This is a genomic window from Nocardia sp. NPDC050718, from assembly GCF_040654235.1.
Taxonomy (GTDB): domain Bacteria; phylum Actinomycetota; class Actinomycetes; order Mycobacteriales; family Mycobacteriaceae; genus Nocardia.
In genome coordinates this window covers 408,912-430,734 of sequence record NZ_JBFAHQ010000001.1, presented here as the reverse complement: position 1 = coordinate 430,734, position 21,823 = coordinate 408,912, and the positions used below count along the sequence as shown (strand labels likewise).

The window sequence follows — 21,823 nt, the reverse complement described above, 5'->3', positions numbered from 1 at the left end:
GCGACCAGGTGCTACGCGATCAGCTACCGATCAGATTGCGCAGCACGTCGGAGATGACGTCGCTGAGCGAGCCAGTGGAGCTCAGCTGACCGTCGGAGGAGCCGAGGCCGTTGTCGCCCAGGCTGCCGATCACGGTCTCGCCCGCGTTCGCGCCGCGCGCGGTGAAGCAGGCGGTCAGACCCGGCATCTCGTTGCTGACACCCACGGTGCCCGCGACGCCGACGCCACCGCTGGTGACCTGCTGACCGGCCTTCACGCTGTCCGGCACCGGGTAGGTGATGGTCAGGGTGACCGGGTTGCCGGAGTTGACGAACCAGCCGGTGCTGGTGACCTTCCAGCCACCGGCGTTCGGCTCGGGGGTGACGTCCTCGGTCACCTGGCCGCCGATCGCGTGGTAGGCGGTGATGGTGGTCTTGGTCGGCGCCCCGAAGCCGACCGGCGGGAAGTCGGTGATGGTGTTGACGTAGGGATTGCCGATCCCCGTGGTGCCGACGACCACCTTGTAGGTCACCGAGGTGCCGACACCGATCTGCTCGGCGCTGGCCGTCTTGTCGTAGACGTGCGTGATGCCGACGGTGCTGGCATCGCGCTTCTCGGCGTGGCTGGTGACCGAGCAGGAGCCAGCCGCGACGGCGGTGCCGGAACCGAGAGCGACACCGACACCGGCGACGACCAGAGCGGTGGTGGCGACGCCCGCGGTGATACGCGAAGTCCGGATCATGATTTTCCTCCAAGCCCCGGCGAAGTCGGCCGGGACGAATTCCTCATCGAGTGGTCTATCCCCCTCTGACCAGAAGGTATCCGCTGGACTGGACGGTTGTCCTGGAAAATAAGAACGTGTTCTCATCTTTGTGGAAGATTATCGTTTCACTCTCGAGGAGGGGTCGCCGGGGGTAGCATCCGAGATTTTTCGGCATCGGCGAATCCGCCCGAAAAGCGCACACCGACCCTCCGCCGGGGCAGCGAAGGGCTGGCAAACGTCGTCAATACCCCTGGACGGACTACTTCCCCGGGAGCTCGTTGTGGCCGCCGAACGCCTTGCGCATCGCCGAGAGCATCTTGTCGGCATAGAGGGCCTCACCCCGCGAGGAGAAGCGCTGGAACAGGGCCGCCGACAGCACCGGGACCGGCACCGCGGTGTCGATGGCGGCGTCGATCGTCCAGCGGCCCTCGCCGGAGTCCGAGACGCGACCGCTGTACCCGTCCAGGTTCGGGTCGGCGTACAGGGCGCTGGCGGTGAGGTCGAGCAGCCAGGACGCGACGACCGAGCCCCGGCGCCACACCTCGGTGATGTCCGGGATGTCCAGGTCGTACCGGTAGTACTCGGGGTGCTCCAGCGGGGTCTCCTCCGCCGAGTGCTCGCCGTCGCCCTGCGTGGCGCCCACGTTGGCGTGCTGGAGGATGTTCAGGCCCTCGGCGTAGGCGGCCATCGCGCCGTACTCGATGCCGTTGTGGACCATCTTCACGAAGTGGCCCGCCCCGGCCGGGCCGCAGTGCAGCCAGCCCTGTTCGGCCGGGGTCGGCGCGCCGGTACGTCCGGGCGTGCGCGGCGCGGCCTCGACGCCGGGCGCGATGGACTCGAACAGCGGCTGGAGGTAGCTCACCTGCTCGGCCTCGCCACCGATCATCAGGCAGAAGCCGCGCTCCAGGCCGAACACACCACCCGAGGTGCCGACGTCGAGGTAGTGGATGCCCTTGGGCGCCAACGCCTTCGCGCGCGCGATGTCCTCGTGGTAGCGGCTGTTACCACCGTCGATGATGATGTCGCCCGGTTCGAGCAGCTCGGCCAGATTGTCGATCGCGGCACCGGTCGCGCCCGCGGGGATCATCACCCAGACGACGCGCGGGGCGTCGAGCATGGCGACGAATTCCTTCAGGTCGGTGCTGCCGTCGAAGCTGTCGCCGAGCTCGGCCTTCAGCTCGTCGATGTGACCCTGATGGCGTTCGTGACCGACGGCGGTGTTCCCGTCGCGCACGATGCGACGCACGATATTGGCACCCATCCGGCCGAGGCCGATCATTCCCAGCTGCATCAGTTCTCCCTCGTTGCGCGCTACCTGGTGTCGAGTCTCACGTGCGATTGTCCCGCGCGAGGGCCCGGATCGGCGTGGTGGCGCCGCCGGAGGCCGCCGAAACTGCCCGGAAAAACGGCTGTAACGCCCCGGAACGGGCCGCGATAAACAGATCGGCTCCGTGTAGTTGCCAGACCCCCGACCCGGCAACTACGCGGAGCCTTCCTGCTGTCCATCCACTGTTGCCAGGGTGCCGAGGACGACGAACACCGTTACCCTTGGCCGAGGCCCCGCAAACATCTGGGGCCGGGCGCACCTGATCCAGGACGACGCCATAACACCCAACGGAAGGACCTCCGTGCCCAGCGAGTCGAATGTCGGCGGACCGGCCGACCGACCAAGGGGCGAGGTCGGACTACGCAAGCTGCTCGAAGCAAATCGCACTTTCGATGCCGACGTCACCGCCGCCCTGCCCACCCAGCCCCTCGCCACCGTGACCCGTGACCGCTGGTCGCCTGCGCCCGCCCCGGCGGCCCCGCAGCCGCCGACCGGCTCCGGCACCCCACAACTGGCCAAGCGGATCGGTATCGCCGTCGGCGCCGTGTTCGCCGTCGGCGCCGCCGCCTACCTGGCCGACCTGGCCCTGAGCAACGGCGAGGTGCCGCGCGGCACCGTCGTCGCCGGGGTCGACATCGGCGGCATGGACGAGTCCGAGGCGAACGCGCTCCTGCACGCCGAGCTCGGCCCCAAGGCCGAGCGACCGCTGCCGGTCCGGATCGGCGACGTGCAGGCCAGCATGGTGCCCGCCACGGCCGGCCTGCAGGTGGACTGGGACGGCACCTGGGACGCCGTCGGCGACCAGCCACTCAACCCGGTGAGCAGACTGATCTCCCTGTTCGGCACCCGGGACGTCGCGGTGGTCAGCACCGTCGACGCGGCGGCGCTGGATCAGCAGGTGGCCGGTTTCCAGGCCCACGACAACCCGACCGTCGAGGGCACGGTGCGGTTCGTCAACGGCAAGCCGGTCGCGATCGCGCCGGTGCCCGGCCGGGTGCTCGACACCGCGGCCGCGCGCACCACGATCACCGAGCGCTGGGCGTCGAGCAGCGAACTGGACCTGCCCGTGGTGGCCGCGCCCGTCGCGGTGCGCACCGAGGCCGTGCAGGCCGCCCTGCGCGATATCGCCACGCCGGCGATCTCCGCGCCGATCACGGTGAGCAGCAAGGACATTCGCGCCACGCTCACGCCGGAGCAGATCGCCGGGGTGCTCGGCTTCGTGCCCGACGGGAACGGTGGCCTGGCGCCGAAGATCGATAACGACGCCGCGATCGCCCTGCTCGCACCGCAATTGGCGGCCTCCGAGGTGGAGCCCAAGGACGCCACCTTCACCGTCGGCGCGGGCAAGCCGACCGTGGTGCCCGCCGTGGTGGGCAACAAGGTCGACTGGCCCAAGACGCTGGAGAAGCTGCCCGCCCTGCTCACCGCCACCGGTAACCGCACCACCGAGGCGGTGTACCAGCGGATCGAGCCCAAGCTCACCACCGACGCCGCCAACGCGCTCGGCATCACCGAGATGGTCGGCCAGTTCACCACCGGCGGCTTCAGCGGCCCGTCCGGCGTGAACATCCGCACCGTCGCCGCCAAGGTCGACGGCGCGGTGGTGAAGCCGGGAGATACCTTCTCGCTCAACGAGTTCACCGGTCCGCGCACCGCCGCGGAGGGCTACGTCGAGTCCGGCATCATCGACAAGGGCAGGCCGAGCACGGCGGTCGGCGGCGGCATCAGCCAGTTCGCCACCACGCTGTACAACGCGGCCTACTTCGCCGGCATGGAGGACGCGGGCCACACCGAGCACAGCTACTACATCTCGCGGTACCCGGCGGCGCGCGAAGCCACCGTGTTCGACGGCGCCATCGACCTGGCGTTCCGCAACACCACCGCGACCGGCGTCTACATCCAGGCGATCGCGACGGGCTCGGACATCACCGTGCGCCTGTGGGGCACCAAGACCGTCGACGTGGAGTCGATCACCGGCGAGAAGTCGAAGCCGACCGAGCCGCAGGAGATCACCCTGCCCAAGGGCAAGGACTGCATCGCCTCCGAGGGCGCGCCCGGGTTCACCATCTCCGACACCAGGGTGATCACCGATCGCAAGACCGGCGCCCAGGTCTCCCGGCACACCCGGACCGTGAAGTACGACCCGATCCCGATCGTGAAGTGCGAGTGAGGGTTTCCTAGCAGTTGCAGTCGCAGCTGCAGCAGTCGCCGCACCCGCAGTCCTCACCGCAGCAGTTGCCGCAGCAGTCACCGCAATCGCAGCATTCGCCGCAGTCGCAGCGCTTGGCCCAGGCGTCCTTCTGCTCGCCGGTGCACGGACTGGTGTGGTCGACGCAGCACGCGACGCCCGTGCAGTAGACGCCCAGGATCAGCCCGCCCGCCTTGAGCGGGCCGGGCCTCCTGGTCGGCCTGCGCCCGGGCGGGGACGGGAACTGGTACGGCGAATGCTGTTGCGCGACCGGCGCGGTGCGGCAGACATGGCCGACGGCGAGACCGAGGCCCTGCCCCATTCTGCGCAGCAGCGCGGACAGCGGGTCGAGCAGCGCCCAGCGGACGGTGGGCAGCTGGTCGAGCTTCGCTTCGGCGGCGGCCGCGCGGATACGAGATTCGCTCTCGCGCAACAGATCATAGGCGCGCGGCATCTCGGTGCCGGTGGCTTCGAGTGGGTTGAAGCGGCCGCGCAGACGGTCGCGTTCGAGGTCTTCGATGGCATCGGCGAGGTGCGCGATCCGGCCGACATGGCGGCCGATCTCCTGCAGGGCCGCAACGTTTTCCGGGCGGCCCGCCAGGGTGGCGGTGTGGCCGAACAGGGTGGCCGCGCAGAGCTGGGTCGGACCGGTCAGCTCGTCGAGGGTGATCGGCGTGGTACTCGAGTCGTCGGTGCGAGCCATGGTCGGCCCATGCGGCTTCGCGGGCGACGACGCGGCGCCGACCCACCCCGCCGCCTGCCGAACGGCGACCGCCGCTTCGGTGACGCGGCCGGGGCCGTTCGCCGCGGCGAGCGCCTCCAGCGCAGGCTGACTGTCGATAGCCGTGAACAACGGGCCGACATCGAGGCCGATCCGGTCGGCCTGCGCCTGGGCGGCCGCCGACCAGATCCCGGCGACCCGCCCCATCGGACGGCGAGCGAGCCGACCAGCGTCGCCGTCGTCGACGTGGTCGCGAATCTTGGCCGCGCCCAACAGCAGTGAGGCCATGGCGGCCAGCTGTACACCCGGCGCGTCGGCCGCGACCACCGAGGCCCGGCGCATCCCACGCAGCGGGCACGGCCCGGCGGTGGTGCGGGCGTCGGCGTCACCGGACTGAGCCTCGGTGAGCACGCTGAGCACGATGGCGTCGGTATTGGTCGCCGCGCGCGCCAACTGTCCGTGCCCGTCGCGCAGGCCGAGACACAGCCCGCACATGTGCGCCTGCCACTGCCCCGGATCGATGCCGTATTTCGCCGCGCCGTGCGCACACGGCTTCAACACACCGAACACTGCCACCCCGTCTGTCGTGGAACTCCCGGGCGCCCGCGCCGCGGCCCCGCCCGGTCCGACGATGGCCGCGCCTCAGCGCCCGCTGTCGAGCACGATGGCAGGTCGGACGAGCGCGAGCAACCGGTGGCGGCTATTCCGGCTTCTTGCGACCGGCCAGGCCGCGCCAGGCCAGATCGTCGAGCAGGTCGACGGCCTCGGCCACCTCGATCCGGCCACTGGCGACCCGGTCGGCGATCGCCTCGCCCGCCCCGATCACCGCGGCCGCGACGACCTCGAAATTGGTGCCGGGATCGGCGTTCTTGGCACTGGACTCGAGCAGTTTCGCGGTGAGCTCGATGACCCGCTCGCGCGCGTTGTCGATCTCGGACGCGAAAGCTTGCTGACCGATTGCCTGCCGATAGAGCACCTGCCAGGACTGCCGGTTGCGGTCGACGAAGTCGAGGAAGCCCTCCAGCGCCGTGCGCACCTGCTCGTGCGGGGTGAGTTGCGGGTTGCCCGCGGGCGCCACGGCCTCGATGAAGCGCAGGCCCTCGCGCTGGATGCAGGCCCGGAACAACTCGTCCTTGGAGCCGTAATACAGGTAGAGCATGGGCTTGGAGATTTTCGCCTCGGCGGCGATGGCGTCCATCGAGGTGTCGTGGAAGCCCTTGCGTGCGAACACCTCGACGGCGGCGTCGAGCATCTGTTGCTCACGAACCGCCCGGGGAAGTCGCTTCGTTCCGCCCGCCATCCACTCTCCTACCGCAGGGTGAACCCCTATATTACTCCAAGGTAAGTTCGCCCGTGCCCATTTGCCGCACAGTCGCCGGACCGCCTCAGCAGCCCAGCTGTACGCCCTTGTAGCGCGCCATCCGCAACACGGAGGCGTCGACCCGGTCGGCGGGCAGTTTGCCACTCGCCACCGACTGTTCCAAACGGTCGAGCACCTGAGGCACCGCGTCGGTACTGATCCACAGGGCATTGTCGGCGCCGGCGACCAGCGCCGCCTCCACCGCGTCGGAGATCGACATGCGGGCGGTGATGGCCGCCATGCCGCCGAGGTCGTCGGTGAAGATCGGGCCGTTGTACGGCGGCGCGCCGTAGCCGGTGCCCTCGCGCAGCAGCGACATCACGGCCGGGCTGATGCTGGCCGGGACGTCGGGCTCGGTCAGGCCGGGCACGTCGAGGTGGCCGACCATCACGGCCGCGCCGGAGTTCACCAGATTGCGGAACGGGACCAGGTCCTTGTTCTGCAGCTCCGACAGCGGCGGCGTCCGGACCGCGCCGGTGTGCGAGTCGCCCGAGCCGGAGCCGTGGCCGGGGAAGTGCTTCATGACGGCGCCGAGGCCGACCTCGTTGGAGGCGCGGATGTAGGCCCCCGCGTACTCGGTGACGACCTGCGGGTCGTCGCTGTAGGAGCGGTCGCCGATGACGCTGTCGGCGGGCTGGCTGCTCACGTCGACATCGGGGGCGAAGTCGACGGTGACGCCGAGGTCCTTGAGCGCCTTCGACCTGGTCAGCGTGTTCTGGTAGTGCTGCTCCGGCGTCTGGGTCTGCGCGATCTCCCTGGCCGACGGCGCGACGCCGATGAGGTTCTTGGCGCGCGAGACCCGCCCGCCCTCCTCGTCGATGGTGACCATCAGCGGCGCCTTGGCCAGCGCCTTCACCGCGTCCAGCTGGGTGTTGTTCAGCAGGCCGGGATCGGTCCAGCTGCCGATGAAGATGCCGCCGACCTGCTCGGTGCTCACCACGTTCGTGGCGTCGGCCGAGCCGGTGATGCCGACGGTCAGCAGCTGCGCGAGTTTCTCGCGCTGGGTGAGTTTCGCGAGATAGTCGGCGCCGCAGGCGGATTGCGCCGGCGTGCCGGTCACCGGCGAGGTCGGGTCACCCCCTTGCGCGGCGGAGGGGACGCCGGTGCCGCTCGCCGTCGGTGTCGTCTCGGTCGACGATCCTCCCGAACAGGCGGTGGCGACGGCGGCTAGGACTGCGAACACGACCACAGGCGATTTCCGCATGCGGTCCACGGTAGTCCCGGCCGGGCCCGACCCGCGGCACCGGATCCGATTGGACCCGGTCGGGCGGGGGTAATCTGACTGCACGAGACGCTGTACCAGCGCAGGAGGTCGTCATGGCTTGCGATCGGATGCTCATCGCCTACGACGGTTCCGAACACGCCAAGCGGGCCATCGAGTACGCGGGCCGCTTCCTCACCGCCGAGCGCGCCATCCTGCTCACCGCATGGGAGCCGATGGTGCGCCAGGCCGCCCGCATCTCCGGGCTGGCCGGGGTGATGCAACCGGACTGGGTGCCCGACGAGGAGATCGAGGACATCGCCTACACCGATGCCCGCAAGATCAACGCCGAGGGCGTGCACCTGGCCGAACTGGCGGGCATCCACGCCGAACCGCGCACCGCCGAGTGCACCACGACCATCTGGAACGCGATCGTGGACTGCGCCGACGAGCTCGACGTCGACATCATCGTCGCGGGCACCCGCGGCGCCACCGGACTGCGCGCGCTGTTGCACAGCAGCGTGGCCGAGGCGGTGCTCAAGCACGGCCACCGACCCGTCCTGCTGGTGCCGCCGGAGCACTGAGAGTTCGATCGCTCCCCCGTTCCCGGCCACGGTCGGCGCGGCTATGGTCGAACCACCATGAACCGATTCCTGCTGGCCCGCCCCGACGGGGTGCTGCGCGCGGCGGGGGTGCGCGCCGGCTACCCCGATCCGCGGCAGGCGGTCGACACGCTGCGCCGGTGGACGGCGCCCGGCAGCGGGACCGGTCCGCGGCTGATCGTCGGCGCGCTGCCGTTCGACCCGGAGGAGCCCGCGGCGCTGTGGCAGCCGGAGACCACGCTGCACACGGCCGGACCGTGGCGGCCCGCCGCACTGCCCGCGCTGCCCGCGGTCCGGGTCGTCGCCGAGCTGCCCACCGCCGCCGAGCACGTGGCACGGGTGACGAAGCTGGTCGAACAGCTCGGTGATCCCGGCAGCGAGCTGCGCAAGGTGGTCGCCGCGCGGACCCTGCTGATCGAGGCCGACGCGCCGCTGGAACCGGAGGTCCTCGCCGGTCAGCTGCTGACCCGCCATCCCAACGCCAATGTGTACGCGGTGGACCTGACAGCGGCCGGGCGACCGGGCGAGACGCTGCTGGGCGCGACGCCGGAGGTGCTCGTCGCGCGGCACGGCACCCGCGTCAGCCTGCATCCGCTGGCGGGCACGCTGCCCCGGCTCGCCGATCCGGACGCCGACGCTGCGCAGGCCCGGGAACTGCTGTCCAGCGCCAAGAACCACGACGAGCACGGGTACGTGATCGAGTGGATCCGGCAGCAGCTGACCCCGGTCTGCCGGGAGCTGCACATCCCCGACGCGCCCGAACTGCTGAGCACCGAACAGGTCTGGCATCTGGCCACCCCGATCCACGGCGTGCTGCGCGACCCGTCGACCACCGCGCTCGACCTGGCGCTGCTGCTGCATCCGACACCCGCCGTCAACGGGACGCCGTTCGCCGCCGCGCTGGCCGCGATCACCGCCGACGAACCGCGCCGCGGCTTCTACGGCGGCGCGGTCGGCTGGTGCGCCGACGACGGCGACGGCGAATGGGTCGTCGCGATCCGCGGCGCCGAGCTCGCGGCCGACGGGCGCACGCTGCGCGCGAACGCGGGCGGCGGGATCGTGGCGGCGTCGGATCCGGCGGCCGAGCTCGCCGAGACCACCGCCAAATTCCGGACACTGCTCGGCGCGCTGCATTGCGACGTGCCCGATCACTGACCAAGCGGCCGACACCTGCTAGGTTGGCCGAGGTACCACCCCGACGTCGAGCGTATTGGAGTGCGCGATGAAGTTTGCTGTTCCGGCTGTTGCCAGCGCGGTCGGCGGCGCCCTGCTGAGCGCAATCGCCGTCTTCGCGATCACGGCCGCGGTGCAGCAGAACTCGGCGCCCTCGATCGACCGCAGCGGTGACAAGGATTCCTCGCTGCTCAACGCTCCTGAATACGGCAGCCGCTGAGTCCGACGCCCGCGCGTCACGCCCCCCAGCGGGGCACCCGGACACGGCTCCACTGGGTTGGCGCTGGTTCGTCGGCACGGTCGTAGCCGCCTTCGTCCTGACGTTCGCGCAGGCGCCAGGGCTCACCGTCGCGGACACCAAGTACGACCTCGCTCAGAACCCGCTCGGATTCCTCGCACGGGCATCGCACCTGTGGAGCAGTCAGGCTCCGATGGGCCAGGTGCAGAACCAGGCCTACGGCTACTTCTTCCCGCACGGCACCTTCTTCTCCGCCGGTCATCTGCTGCACCTGCCCGCGTGGGTGACCCAGCGCGTCTGGTGGGCGCTGCTGCTGCTCGCCGGGTTCTGGGGCATCGTCAAGCTGTGCGAGGTGCTGGGGATCGGCGCGCGCGGGTCGCGGGTGATCGCCGGTATCGCGTTCGCGTTGTCGCCGCGGGTGCTCACCACGCTCGGCTCGATCTCCTCCGAGACGCTGCCGATGATGCTGGCGCCGTGGGTCCTGCTGGCACCGGCCGCCCTCGGCGTCGCGGTACGGAACCGGCGGGATGCGGGCGGGCCCGGTGCGGCAGCGACCAAGGGGAACAGGCGTGGCGGTGTGCTCTCACCCGCCGGTAGCGCGCTCGCACTGGCTCTGATGGGCTCGGTGAACGCCGTCGCGACCGTGGCCGCGTTCCTGCCCGCCGCGCTCTGGTGGGCCTCCTACCGGCCGAATCGGCGCTGGTGGCGGTTCACGGCCGCGTGGATTCCGCTGCTGGTGCTGGCGACCTTCTGGTGGGTGGTGCCGCTGCTGCTGCTCGGCAAGGTGAGCCCGCCGTTCCTCGACTACATCGAGTCCTCGGGAGTGACGACGCAGTGGGCCTCGCTGGCCGAGGTGCTGCGCGGCACCGACAGCTGGACCCCGTTCGTCTCGCCGGAGCGGATCGCGGGCGCGGTGCTGGTCACCCAGCCCGCCGCGGTGCTCGCGACCGGGCTGCTGGCGGCGGCGGGCATGGCCGGGCTGGCGCGGTCGTCCATGCCGTACCGGGGGCGGTTCACGCTGATCCTGCTGGTCGGACTGGCCGGTATCTGCGCGGGCTACGTCGGTGCGCTCGGCGGTCCGTTCTCCGAATCGGTGCGGGTGTTCCTCGACTCCGGCGGCGCGCCGCTGCGCAATGTGCACAAGCTGGAACCGCTGATCCGGCTGCCGCTGGTGGTCGGCCTCGCCCACCTGCTCGGCCGGGTGCCGCTGCCCGCCTCGGTGCCGCTGCGCGAGTGGCGCAACACCTTCGCCCATCCGGAGCGGGACCGGATCGTCGCCGTCGCCGCGCTGATCCTGGCCGCGCTCACGCTGGCCACCTCGCTGGCCTGGACCGGCAAGCTGGCGCCGCGCGGCGCCTACGACCGGGTGCCCGCGTACTGGACCGACACCGCCGAGTGGCTGGCCGACAACGCCGCCGACACCCGCGCGCTGGTCGTGCCCGGCGCGCCGTTCGGCAGCCAGATCTGGGGCCTGACCCGCGACGAACCGCTGCAAGCCCTGGCCGAGACGCCTTGGGCCGTGCGCGATTCGGTGCCGCTGAATCCGCCGGGCACCATCCGCGCGATGGACTCCGTGCAGCGGCTCATCGCCGACGGCAGGCCGTCGACCGGGTTGGCCGCCACCCTCGCCGATCAGGGCATCGGCGTCCTGGTGTTGCGCAACGACCTCGACCCCGAGACCTCCCGCTCGACCCGGCCGATGCTGGCGCACCGGGCGATCGAGGGCTCGCCGGCGCTGACGAAGGTGGCCGAATTCGGCGACCTGATCGGGCCGCGCGCGGCGGACGCGGGCCTGGTCGTCGACAACGACCTCCAGCCCGCCTACCCGGCGATCGAGATCTATCGGGTCGACGTGCCCTCGCCGGGCACCCCGGTGACGGTGCGCGGCGGGACCGGCGCGCCGCCGGGATTCCCGGGCGCGTACACCGTGCCGCTGGACGCCGTGCCCGTCGTCCAGGGTGGTCCCGAGGTGCTCGAGCGCATTCGCCGCGACACCGGAAACCCCACGGCCCCGGTGCTGCTCACCGCCGACGCCGCGCGCGCCGGGCTGCCGCCGAAGCCGGTCCTGCTGACCGACACCCCGATGGATCGCGAGTCCGATTTCGGCCGGGTCGACAACCACAACTCCGCCGTCCGCGCCGCCGACGACGCCCGCCGCACGCACAACCTGGTGCCCGACTACCCGGTCGAGGGCACCCCGCTCGTCCGGGGCGAATGGTCCGGCGCGAAGGTGACCGCGTCCAGTTCCGCCGCCGACGCCACCCAGATCGGCGGCGCCGCGCCCGGCAGCTCGACCGCCGCCGCCGTCGACGGCGATGCGAGCACCGCCTGGATCAGCAACGGCGCCGAACCCGCGCTCGGCCAGTGGCTCCGGCTCGACCTGGACAAGCCGATCACCGTCGGCTCGCTGCGGTTCACCACCACCGCCGCCGCGCTCGGCGACCCGGTGAAGTGGGTGGAGGTCCGTACCTCCCGCGGCACGGTGTCGGCGCGGATCACCGAACCCGGTGCGCCGGCGACGGTTCCGCTGCCCGCGGGCGAGACGGACTGGGTGATGATCACCGCCGCGCGGACCGAAACCGGCACCAGCGGTGGCCAGTTCGGGATCAGCGAACTCACCCTCGACGACTACAGCGTGCGCGACGCCCCCGTGCGGGTCGACATCCGGCACCGGGTCGTACTGCCCGACGTCGCGCCGGGCACCACCGTCACCGGCTGGGACCTCGGCCAGGAATTCCCCGGCCGCAGTGCCTGTTTCGACGGCCCCGACCGGGTGCATTGCAGCAAGGGACTCGGCCTGCCCGCCGAGGAGCCGGGTGTCTTCGGGCGCACGCTCGCCGTGCCCGAACCGCTCACCGCCAGCACCGACCTGACCGTGCGCACCCGGCCCGGCCCGGCGCTCGAGGCCCTGCTCACCGACCACACCCGGCCGGTGGCGCGCGGCAAGGCCGACGTCGGTGACCTGCGCGGCGCGGCCTTCGCCGCCACCGACGGCGATCCGAGGACCACCTGGACCGCGCCCGAGGCCACGGTCCGCGGGCTCGCCGGGGCCAAACCCACCCTGGTGCTGGAACTTCCGGAGCCCGCCGAGGTCACCGGACTGGACATCACCACCGCGCTCGGCGGGCTGCCCGCGACCGCCACCGCCGTCATGGTCAATCTCGGCAACGGTCCGCAGGTGCGCGAACTGCCCGAGCGCGAACACGGCGAACCCGCGCGGATCTCGCTGTACCCCACCGTCACCGATCGCGTCGAGATCAGCATCCAGAGCTGGAACGAGGTGCTCGACCGCACCGCGCTCGGCTTCGTGCTCACCCAGCCGACCGGCCTCGCCGAGGTGGAGGTGCTCGGCCCCGAGTATCCGGCGCACGCGGCGGGCGACCGGTTGGTCACCATCGGCTGCGAAGACGGTCCGGTGATCGCGATCGGCGGTCGCACCGTGCACACGACGATCACCGCCACCGCCGACGAACTCCGTTCCGGCGCACCGGTGTCCGCGCGGGCGTGCGCGGAGGACGCGGCCGATCTCGAACTGCTCCCCGGCCATCCCGATCTCACCGTCGCGCCGACCGAGCTGTTCACCGTCGACCGGTTGCGGCTCGTGCGCACCGATCCGATCGCGCCCGCGCCCGCCGATCCGGGCACCCAGCTGCTCGTGCTGCCGCTGAGCACCAATGTGGGCTGGCAGGCGCACACCGCCGACGGGCGCGCGCTGGCACCGGTGGTCGTCGACGGGTGGCAGCAGGCGTGGCTCGTCCCGGCGGGCACGACCGGGGAGATCACCGTGTCGTTCCCGGCCGACCGCTGGTACCGGCTCGCCATCTTCGGTGGGCTGCTGCTGCTGATTCCGCTGGTCCTGCTGGCGATTCCGCGGCGGCGCGAGGTGCCCGACGCCGGGCAGGCGCCGGTGACCTGGGGTGTGCGCTGGGCCGCCGCGCTCGGGCTGACCGGTGTCGTGACCGTGGTGTCGGGGCCGGTGGGCGCGGTGCTCACGCTGCTCGCGCTGGCCGGTAGCCGGTTCCGCCCCGCGCTCACCGCGCGGACGCTGCCGTGGGTGGCCGGGCTCGGGACGCTGATCTCGGCGGCCGCGCTGTCCACCGGAACGTGGCGTTCGGGCAGCCCCTACATGGGCGGGTCGCTGTGGGCGCAGGCGCCCGCGGTCATCGCCGTGATCGCGGTCGGTGTCGCGGCGCTGCCACGTCGTCGGCGCTAGCGCGACGCGGCGACCGCCTCGGCCCGCGCGGCGCGGCGGGCGGCCGCGGCCTTGTCCCAGCGCCGGGCCAGCCGCCGCGCCGGGTCCTCGATCAGCGCGAAGCTGGCGGCGGCCAGCGGCAGGGTCAGCGCGGTGGTGAGCACGAGGACGTAGCCGAAGTTGCCGTTGAACGGGAGCAGGCCGAACACCGGGAACACCATGGTGAGCACCACCAGGTGCCACAGGAAGATGCCGTAGGACCAGCGGCCCAGCGTGGCGGCGGTCGGCGATTCCAGCCAGCGGTGCGGCGCGGCGTCACCGGGGCGCAGCACCAGCGGGGCGAGCAGGCCGAACCCGATGATCGTGCCGAGCAGCATCTTCATCGCGTACTGCCACGGCTCCGCCCGCTCCAGGCCGGCCGGGCCGCCGAACTCGGTGGCCGAGAGCAGGAAGGCGGCCAGCGCGATCGCCCACATCAGCGGTTGACTGGCGAACGGCGCGCGCCACCAGGCCTCGGGCCGCAGCTGGTAGATCAGCTCGGCGAGCAGCATGCCCGCCGCGAACCACGGCAGATAGCCGGGCAGCCAGTTGTCGGCGTGGATGGCGTCCGGGGTCGGGACGGGCCACAGATTCCAGGTCAGCGTGACCGCCATCAGCGCGCAGATCACCGGGACGCGCCAGCGCGCGGCGGCGCCGCGCAGCCGCACGATCGCGAAGGCCAGCAGCGGCAGCACCAGGTAGAACGCCACCTCCACCGACAGGCTCCACATCTGGGTGAGCCCCTCGGTCAGGGTGAGCGGCACGAACACCTGCAGCAGGAACAGGTTCGACACCCACACCCGCAGATTCGCCGACTGCGCCGCGCCGGGCAGCAGCACCAGCACGAACACCACCACCGCCCAGTACGCGGGGACGATGCGCATGAGGCGATGCAGCAGGTAGCGGATCGTGCCGGGGGCGGTGCCGAGCCCGCGCGCTGCGGCCGCGTGCGGGCGCCACAGCAGATAGCCCGACAGCGCGAAGAACACCGCGACCGCCATGTCGAAGCGCTCCAGGATCGGGCCGATGACCGCGATCCCGCTCGCTCCGGTCTGGAACGCGACGTGGGTCAACAGCACACCGAGGGCCGCCATTCCGCGCATCCCCTCGAGAGCGGGATTGAAGGCGCGGGGCGGTGAAACGGGGGCGGTAGCGGTCGTCATCACGCTCCAGTCTGCCGTGTCGGCGATTTACCGGGCGCAGCACGGCACACTGCGCGGTCGGGCTGTTAGTGTCGGGGCTCACGAGGGCTAGGTGCAATACCAGACCACCGGAGGATCCGGTGTTCGAACGACGAGGAGAGTTTGCATGGCACTGAGTGCCGGTACCAGAAGGACGGTCGCCTGCGTGCTCGTGGGTCTGGGCGCGGCATTACTCGTCGCCGCGCTGATGATCCCCACCTACACCGTGAGCAAGGTGGCCAAGACTCCGCTCGACCTCGAGATCACCACGATCGCCGAGAACCAGAAGGGCGAGGACAGTCTCGTCCTCGACTCCAAGTCGCTGACCACCGGCGACGGACCCGCCGTCGTGAACAAGGACGTGCCGCTGGTCTCGCAGCGCTTCGTCACCGTCGAGGAGCCCTCCGACGCCGACGAGATGACGCTGCAGGCAGGCCAGACGCTGCGCCGCACCGACGTGCAGGGCGACACCGGTCTGCTCACCGCGACCATCGACCGGGTCACCATCGACCGCGTGACCGGCATGCCGGTCGACACCGAGCCCAACGGCTCGATCGCGGTCACCGTCAACAAGGACGGCAGCGTCATGGAGCCGGTGCAGCACACCGGCCTCGGCTACCGCTTCCCGATCGGCACCGAGAAGAAGACGTACCCGTACTTCGACATCAACGTGCGCAAGTCCTTCGACGCGAACTTCATCGAAGAGACCGAGATCAACAGCACGAAGGTCTACCACTTCCAGATGACCGCGCCGGTCACCAGCACCTGGGACGTCGTGCAGTCGCCGACCAACCGGCTGACCCTGCCCGCGTCGAAGTGGGGCGTCACCGACGTGCCCGCCGATCAGCCGGTCACCATGACCCGGTACTACACCAACGTGCGTGACCTGTGGGTCGAGCCGCAGACCGGCACCGTCATCAAGGGCGGCGAGTCGATCCACCTGTTCTACGCCCGCTCGGCCGACAAGCCCGAGGTGACCGCGCTCAAGTCGCACATCGTGTTCGACGAGAACACCATCGAGTCGCAGATCGCGATCGCCAAGGAGAACACCGACAAGCTGTCGCTGTTCGGCCGCGTCGTGCCGATCGTGTTCGGCATCCTCGGCGTGATCGCCCTGCTCGCCGGCCTGTTCCTCGGCCTGCGCGGCGGCGGCAGCACCCCACAGCACGCCAGCCCCCGCGGCGCCCGCCCGACCCCGGCCCCCACCGCCGCCCCGGACGACACCGCGAGCTGGGACGCCGACGACGCGCCGACCACCCAGTTCAACCGGGGTGACTACGACGCGCCGACCGAGCAGATCGATATCAACAAGCGTCCCTGAGGGATGTAGTTCCCGCGCACGGCCCCGGTCATCACGACCGGGGCCGTTGTCGTTTCCGGGCCTCGCCGGACAGTGCTGACGTCGTTGCCCGCAGATGATGTGGATGCCTGTGGAACCACGCGACTTTCGTTCCCGAGCTACTGGAGCCCGCACCGGTGTGCCGCGATCGGGAGCGATGCGGGTGGAGGCGGGGGGCTGCCGCGATGCCGGACTACGAGACGCTGCCTGTCGAGACGGTGGGGGCGGGGTTGTGGGTGGTCGCGCGGGCGGCGGTGCGCAGGACGACGACCGCGACGATCAGGGTGGTGACGGCGGCGACCGAGACGGCGGTGGTGATCAGCGCGCCGATGGTGCGGGCGAAGGTGAGCATGAGGGTCACCTCGAGGACCAGGCCGATCCAGGTGACCGCGGCCAGGGCGGTGCGTTCGACGGCGATCGCGGACAGCAGGGCGCCCTGGAGGACGGCCAGGATCGCGCCGTGCAGCGCGAACAGCCACAGCATGCCCTGGATCGGCGCGTAGTCCTGCCCGGCGAACAGCGGGGCGAGCGGGGCGGCCAGCGCGGCACCGAGCACCGCCACCACGCCGATGATCGACAGCACCGACAGCGCGTCGCGGATCGCGCGGGCCGAGTGCGTTGGCTGTGCCATGCGCGGATACAGCACGACGCCGACAGCCTGGGGCAGCCAGAAAGCGATCTTCGTCGCGATGGTGCCCAGAGAGTAGCGGCTCGCGTCGACATCGTCGAGCACGATCCGCACGACGATCAGGTCCGCCGAGGACAGAGCCATCAGCGCCGCCTGCACCTGCACGGCCCGCAGCACCGGCAGCACACCGATCGTCCGGTTCTTCGCCCCGGCGGACTGCGGACCGCCCCCGGCGGACTCACGGTCGTCTGTCGCGCTGCGCCGCGATCCGCCTGCGCCGACGTGCGGCGACGCCGAGGCAGGGATCGATGAACCCTCGCGCACCCCGGCCTGCTGCGGGTGCGCGGCCGCCCCGGCGTCCAGCTCGCGCCCGGCCTGCCCCGGACGCGCGGCAGCCCTGGCATCCGGCTCGCGCCCGGCCTGCCCCGGACGCGCGGCTGCTCCGGCGTCCAGCTCGCGCCCGAGCTGCCCCGGATGCGCGGCCGTCCTGACGTCCGGCTCGAGCTCGCGCGCGGTCGAGCGGGCGATGCGGCCCGCGATGATCGCCGCGCAGACGATGCCCGCCGCGCCCGCCCACAGCGCGCCCGCCGCACCGCCGCCGAGCGCGAGGGCGACCAGCGCGGGCGCGACGCGTGCCGTTCCGGCCATCGCGAGCACGGCGGCCAAGGCACGGAAGTGGTTGCCGCCTTGCAGAATTCCCTGTTCGCCGGAGAGTACGACCAGGGCGGGCGCCGCACCGAGCGCGGCGGCGGCCGCCCACACCCCGACGTGCAGCAGCCCGGCGACCACCGGGACCAGCACCACCGCGACCGCGGCGACCAGCGCGGCGCACCGCCACTGCATCGCCCGCACCGCGCCCAGATCCGCCCCGCGGACCACCTCGCGCGCCACCACGTTCTGCATGGCCAGCGCGGGCACAGCGCACAGCAGCTGCACGGCGAGCAGGCTCGCGAACTCGCTGTACCCGGCGACGCCGAGCCAGCGGCCTGCGAGCAGTTGCAGCAGGTACCCGGCGACGTTGGCGGTCATCGCGCCTGCCGTCACCCAGGTCAGGTCAGCAACGACAGGGGGGCGACGGACCGAGGACACGCCTCATCGTCGCACCTCCGCGCCCTTCGTATCACCAGTACCCCGAAAATGTGAGTCCAACCGGACTCACCTTGGTGCCGCCAGCCCGCCGGGCCCGCGACCGATCGACGGGACGTAAGGTGCACTGGCGTGACGGGAGACAGGCGCGCGAGGGCCGCGGTGGCCGGATATTGCGCGCTGCTCGCGCTGATCATCGTCGGACCGCTGGCCGGTTCGGGGTACCTGCTGCTCCGCGACGCCGTCAGCACGCCCCGCTCCTACCTCACCGATTCCGCCCTCGGCCTCGGTGCCGCCGCCCCGCGAGCCGTCCCGCAGGACGCACTGCTCGCCGTATTGTCGCCGGTGGTCGACGGCGGCCTGCTGGTCAAGGCGATCCTGATCGTCGCCCTGTGGGCCGCCGGCTACGGCGCCGCCGCCCTCACCCGCGAATTCCTCACCGCATCCACCCCCGCCCAACTGGTCGCCGCCACCATCGCCCTCTGGAACCCCTACGTCGCCGAACGCCTCCTCCAGGGCCACTGGAGCCTCCTCACCGGCTACGCCGCCCTCCCCTGGATCGCCCTGGCCGCCGCCCGCGTGAGACAAGCGACGCAGCCCCGCAGCCAGGTGTTCTCGGGCACGAGTGCGACAAACGGCATCCAGGCCGACGGCGCAACATCCTCCAACAGGAGTGCGACACGCCGCACCACGGCCGACGGCACCACGGCCGACGGCGCAGCACCCTCTGACAGGAGGAGGACGTCACACGGCACCACGGCCGACGGCGCAGCGCCCTCCGGCAGCAGCGCGGCACACGGCACCACGGCCGACCGCGCAGCGCCCTCCGGCAGCAGCGCGGCACACGGCACCACGGCCGACCGCACAGCGCCCTCCGACAGCAGCGCGACACACCGCACCACGGCTGACCGCACAACGTCCCCCGACAGGAACGCGGCACACCGCACCACGGCCGACGGCAACACGTCCTCCACGAGGAGCGCGGTGATCGGTGCCTGGGCGGCGCTGACGGCGGGTTTCGCGGCGGCCGGGCTGACGCCGACCGGTTCACTGCTGGCCGCGATCATCGGGCTCGCGCTGGTCGGGCGGCGGGCTTTCCTGCCCGCCACGGTTCTGTGGATCCTCACGTGCGCGCCCTGGCTGACCGCGACGGCGCTCGGCTCCGGCGCCGAACCGTCGGATCCGGCGGGCGTGTCGGCGTTCGCGGCCAGGGCCGAGCCATGGCTCGGCACGCTGGGAAGTCTGGCCGGGCTCGGCGGGATCTGGAACAGCGAGGCGGTGCCCGTCACCCGGACGACGCCATTGGCGCTGGTCGGGACCGTGCTGTTGCTCGGCATCGTCGCGCTCGGCGTGCGCACGGTGTGGGCGCTGGGCCGCGACGGCCGGGCACTGCTGGTCATTGCGGCAGTGGCGATCGTGCTGCCCGCGCTCGGTGCGACCGGCCCCGGTCTCGCGGTCGGCGAGTGGCTGGTGGTGCACGTCCCCGGCGCGGGCCTGTTGCGAGACACGCAGAAATACGTCGCGCTGGCGATGCCCGCCTACGCGCTGTGCGCGGCAGCCGCGTGCGGAACCGCCCTCCGCTGGGCCCGCCGGACAGCATCGGCACAACCGGGTCCAACGACAAGCCAGGACTTCCAGCACGCCGGTCCGGCCGACTCGTCCCTCGCCGGACCGACGAACTCCGTCGAAGCCGATCCGACGGAGTCGACCCACGCCGAGCCCACCGGCTCCATCGACGCCGGTCCGGCGGATGCCAGCAGACCTGCACCGTCACACTCCATCGACGCCGACCCAGCGGACGCCAGCGCAGCTGCACCGACACATTCCATCGACGCCGACCCGGCGGACGCCAGCCGGGCTGCACTGACACACTCCATCCACGCCGACCCAGCGGACGCCAGCCGGGCTGCACCGACAGGCCCGGTCAATGCTGCATCGGCGGCCTCGGACAACGCCGATCCTTGGAACACGGACAACGCCGCTCCCACAGCGGCCACCGCACGAACCGAACGCGGAACCTCCACGGTGGCCGCCCTTTTCATCGCCCTGCTGATCCTCCCGCTGGCCGATCTGGCCTGGGGTGTCGGTGGCGAGATGCGGCCGGCGCACTACCCGGCGGGGTGGGCGCAGGTTGTCGAGCGCATGGACGCGCCCGGCGATGTGGCTGTTCTCCCGACCGGCATGTTCCGCCGATTCCCCTACAGCGGAACAGCTCCCGTGCTCGATCCGGCGCCACGCATCCTGCCGAACGACGTGCTGCAAACCGGTGAGCTGCGGGTTCGCGGCTATGCCGTCAACGGTGAGGGGAACCGGGCCCGCCGGGTCGAGGACGCGCTGCTCAGGGGCGCGGCACCGGCTGAGATCGCCGCGCTCGGCGTCGGCTGGATCGTCGTGGAACGCACGACGCCGGGCCCGCTCGGCGACTCCGGGAAGACCCTCGCCGCGGCGGAACTGGCCTATCAGGACGCGGATCTGGCCCTGTACCGGCTGGCGGACCACGCCCCCACCGACATCGCCACGCCGGCGCAACGGTGGATTTCCGCGGCGGCGCACCTGCTGTGGGCGACGCTGCTGATCGGCGGACTGCTCACCGCCGCACTGCTTTCGCGCCTCAGTCCCGCGCGGGCGGGGCGACCAAACCGGTGACGAACGCGCCGCGGGCGGCGGCGGACAGCACCTCGTAGACGCCGGAACCGGTCTGCTCCCAGGAGAATTCCCGTGCGCGGGCCCGCGCCTTCTCGCCCATCATGAGCCGGGTCTCCGGATCGGCCAGCAGGTCGGCGGCCGCCTCGGCCAATGCGGGGGCGTCGTCGACGAGCAGTCCGGTGACGCCGTCGACGATGGAGTCGGTGAGGCCGCGCGAGCTGCGGTAGCCGATGGTCGGCACGCCGTGCTGGGCCGCCTCGATGACGGCCAGGCCCCAGCCTTCCTTGCGCGACGGCATCACATGCACCCACGCGGTCGACAGGATCTCGTGCTTGCGCTGTTCGTCGACGTGGCCGTGGAAGGTGACGGCGTCGGCGATGCCGAGCTCGTCGGCGCAGGCGCGCAGGTTCGGCGCCCACCAGCCGTCGCCGATCACGTCGAGGTGCACGTCGGGGAAGCGCCCGCGCAGGGCGGCGACGGCGGTCAGCGCGTCTTCGATCTGCTTGTGCGGAACCAGGCGCGACAGCACGGCGATGCGCGGATGCGTGGCGCGGGTGCCGTCGGCGCCGGGGACGACCTCGGCGGGCACCGGCTCGGCCCCGTTGCGCACGACGGCGATGCGCTCGCGGTCGACGCCGAGCACCGCCAGCTCCTCGGCCGAGGGCAGCGAGACGGTCAGGTACTGGTTGTCGCGGTGCACGCGCGGCGAGAGCCGCGACTCGATCCACCAGCCGATCCGCCCGACCAGCTTGCCCGCGACCGGCCACTGCTCCCGGTGGCCGTGGTGCACGAGCACCACCGAGGGCACGCCGGTGGCGGCGGCGAAGAAGGGGATGCCGTTCTGGGTGTCGATCACGACGTCGGGACGCACTCCGCGCAGCGGGCCGATCCCCAGCCGACCTGCGACGATGGCGGCCAGTGCCCGGGGATAGACGGTGAAGCGACCGCCAGCGCGGCTGATGTCGATGCCGTCGATCCGCTCGCGGCGCGCCGCGCCCGGGTAACCGGCCGTGCGCAGGGTGACCTTGATCCCGCGGGCGGCCAGCTGGGCGCCGACCTGCTCCAGGTACCGCTCGCTGCCGCCGCCCTGCGGGTGCCCCGTGTCACGCCAGCACAGCAGGAGGACTTCACGCACGGTCGGGGCTCGCAATCGGTTCGGT

General features: G+C 71.7%; 15 protein-coding genes. 7 read left to right on the top strand and 8 right to left on the bottom strand.

The annotated features are described in order from the left end of the window. Positions 1-19: 19 nt before the first annotated feature. Positions 20-721 (bottom strand): hypothetical protein, encoded by a 702-nt coding sequence (locus AB0H54_RS01965; RefSeq protein ID WP_357342136.1) that lies wholly within the window; start codon positions 719-721, stop codon positions 20-22. A gap of 280 nt (positions 722-1,001) precedes the next feature. After that, complete coding sequence (gnd, locus tag AB0H54_RS01960) at positions 1,002-2,033, bottom strand: phosphogluconate dehydrogenase (NAD(+)-dependent, decarboxylating) (protein ID WP_355274933.1); 1,032 nt, start codon at positions 2,031-2,033, stop codon at positions 1,002-1,004. A 337-nt stretch (positions 2,034-2,370) separates the two neighbouring features. On the opposite strand from gnd, the gene AB0H54_RS01955 reads away from it, so the two are divergent. Continuing rightward, positions 2,371-4,239, top strand: a complete 1,869-nt coding sequence (locus AB0H54_RS01955; RefSeq protein ID WP_357342134.1) for a VanW family protein — start codon at positions 2,371-2,373, stop codon at positions 4,237-4,239. Positions 4,240-4,246: 7 nt separating this feature from the next. Here AB0H54_RS01955 and AB0H54_RS01950 read toward each other — a convergent pair whose 3' ends face one another. The 3 genes from AB0H54_RS01950 to AB0H54_RS01940 form a co-directional block, all read right to left on the bottom strand. Then, the gene (locus AB0H54_RS01950; RefSeq protein ID WP_357342132.1) at positions 4,247-5,548 is read right to left on the bottom strand and encodes a DUF5685 family protein; all 1,302 of its coding nucleotides are present in this window, start codon (positions 5,546-5,548) and stop codon (positions 4,247-4,249) included. A 130-nt stretch (positions 5,549-5,678) separates the two neighbouring features. After that, positions 5,679-6,278 (bottom strand): TetR/AcrR family transcriptional regulator, encoded by a 600-nt coding sequence (locus AB0H54_RS01945; protein WP_357342130.1) that lies wholly within the window; start codon positions 6,276-6,278, stop codon positions 5,679-5,681. Positions 6,279-6,363: 85 nt separating this feature from the next. Beyond that, a complete protein-coding gene (locus AB0H54_RS01940) occupies positions 6,364-7,542 on the bottom strand; it encodes a glycoside hydrolase family 3 N-terminal domain-containing protein (protein ID WP_355274938.1) in 1,179 nt (392 codons plus the stop codon). A 113-nt stretch (positions 7,543-7,655) separates the two neighbouring features. Between AB0H54_RS01940 and AB0H54_RS01935 the strand changes: the two genes are divergently transcribed. The 4 genes from AB0H54_RS01935 (at position 7,656) to AB0H54_RS01920 (ending at position 13,765) form a co-directional block, all read left to right on the top strand. Continuing rightward, a complete protein-coding gene (locus tag AB0H54_RS01935; RefSeq protein ID WP_355274941.1) occupies positions 7,656-8,123 on the top strand; it encodes a universal stress protein in 468 nt (155 codons plus the stop codon). Positions 8,124-8,180: 57 nt separating this feature from the next. Next, complete coding sequence (locus tag AB0H54_RS01930; RefSeq protein ID WP_357342128.1) at positions 8,181-9,296, top strand: isochorismate synthase; 1,116 nt, start codon at positions 8,181-8,183, stop codon at positions 9,294-9,296. 67 nt (positions 9,297-9,363) lie between these two features. Continuing rightward, on the top strand, positions 9,364-9,534 hold the full coding sequence (locus AB0H54_RS01925) for a DUF2613 domain-containing protein (RefSeq protein ID WP_181698846.1): 171 nt from the start codon (positions 9,364-9,366) through the stop codon (positions 9,532-9,534). 52 nt (positions 9,535-9,586) lie between these two features. Then, positions 9,587-13,765: an alpha-(1->3)-arabinofuranosyltransferase gene (locus AB0H54_RS01920; RefSeq protein WP_357344160.1), complete on the top strand. Its 4,179-nt coding sequence runs from the start codon at positions 9,587-9,589 to the stop codon at positions 13,763-13,765. Here AB0H54_RS01920 and AB0H54_RS01915 read toward each other — a convergent pair. After that, complete coding sequence (locus tag AB0H54_RS01915; RefSeq protein WP_357342127.1) at positions 13,762-14,946, bottom strand: acyltransferase; 1,185 nt, start codon at positions 14,944-14,946, stop codon at positions 13,762-13,764. The genes AB0H54_RS01920 and AB0H54_RS01915 overlap by 4 nt on opposite strands. 145 nt (positions 14,947-15,091) lie before the next feature. On the opposite strand from AB0H54_RS01915, the gene AB0H54_RS01910 reads away from it, so the two are divergent. Next, positions 15,092-16,285: a DUF3068 domain-containing protein gene (locus AB0H54_RS01910; RefSeq protein WP_357342126.1), complete on the top strand. Its 1,194-nt coding sequence runs from the start codon at positions 15,092-15,094 to the stop codon at positions 16,283-16,285. A gap of 211 nt (positions 16,286-16,496) precedes the next feature. Here AB0H54_RS01910 and AB0H54_RS01905 read toward each other — a convergent pair whose 3' ends face one another. Next, a complete protein-coding gene (locus AB0H54_RS01905; protein WP_357342124.1) occupies positions 16,497-17,960 on the bottom strand; it encodes a polysaccharide biosynthesis protein in 1,464 nt (487 codons plus the stop codon). A gap of 189 nt (positions 17,961-18,149) precedes the next feature. Here AB0H54_RS01905 and AB0H54_RS01900 point away from each other — a divergent pair, with 189 nt between their 5' ends. Beyond that, positions 18,150-20,663 carry a hypothetical protein gene (locus AB0H54_RS01900; protein WP_357342123.1) on the top strand — a complete coding sequence of 838 codons (2,514 nt, stop codon included), beginning with the start codon at positions 18,150-18,152 and terminating at the stop codon, positions 20,661-20,663. On the opposite strand, the gene AB0H54_RS01895 is transcribed toward AB0H54_RS01900, so the two are convergent. After that, positions 20,629-21,798, bottom strand: coding sequence for a glycosyltransferase family 4 protein (locus tag AB0H54_RS01895; protein WP_357342122.1), 1,170 nt, complete (start codon positions 21,796-21,798; stop codon positions 20,629-20,631). The genes AB0H54_RS01900 and AB0H54_RS01895 overlap by 35 nt on opposite strands. Positions 21,799-21,823 lie beyond the last annotated feature (25 nt).

Excerpts from the sequence above, each read along its gene's own strand:
- AB0H54_RS01965 (WP_357342136.1), bottom strand. The coding sequence starts at position 721 with ATGATCCGGACTTCGCGTATCACCGCGGGCGTCGCCACCACCGCTCTG.
- gnd (WP_355274933.1), bottom strand. The coding sequence starts at position 2,033 with ATGCAGCTGGGAATGATCGGCCTCGGCCGGATGGGTGCCAATATCGTG.
- AB0H54_RS01945 (WP_357342130.1), bottom strand. The coding sequence starts at position 6,278 with ATGGCGGGCGGAACGAAGCGACTTCCCCGGGCGGTTCGTGAGCAACAG.
- AB0H54_RS01940 (WP_355274938.1), bottom strand. The coding sequence starts at position 7,542 with ATGCGGAAATCGCCTGTGGTCGTGTTCGCAGTCCTAGCCGCCGTCGCC.
- AB0H54_RS01935 (WP_355274941.1), top strand. The coding sequence starts at position 7,656 with ATGGCTTGCGATCGGATGCTCATCGCCTACGACGGTTCCGAACACGCC.
- AB0H54_RS01930 (WP_357342128.1), top strand. The coding sequence starts at position 8,181 with ATGAACCGATTCCTGCTGGCCCGCCCCGACGGGGTGCTGCGCGCGGCG.
- AB0H54_RS01925 (WP_181698846.1), top strand. The coding sequence starts at position 9,364 with ATGAAGTTTGCTGTTCCGGCTGTTGCCAGCGCGGTCGGCGGCGCCCTG.
- AB0H54_RS01915 (WP_357342127.1), bottom strand. The coding sequence starts at position 14,946 with ATGACGACCGCTACCGCCCCCGTTTCACCGCCCCGCGCCTTCAATCCC.
- AB0H54_RS01910 (WP_357342126.1), top strand. The coding sequence starts at position 15,092 with ATGGCACTGAGTGCCGGTACCAGAAGGACGGTCGCCTGCGTGCTCGTG.
- AB0H54_RS01905 (WP_357342124.1), bottom strand. The coding sequence starts at position 17,960 with ATGACCGCCAACGTCGCCGGGTACCTGCTGCAACTGCTCGCAGGCCGC.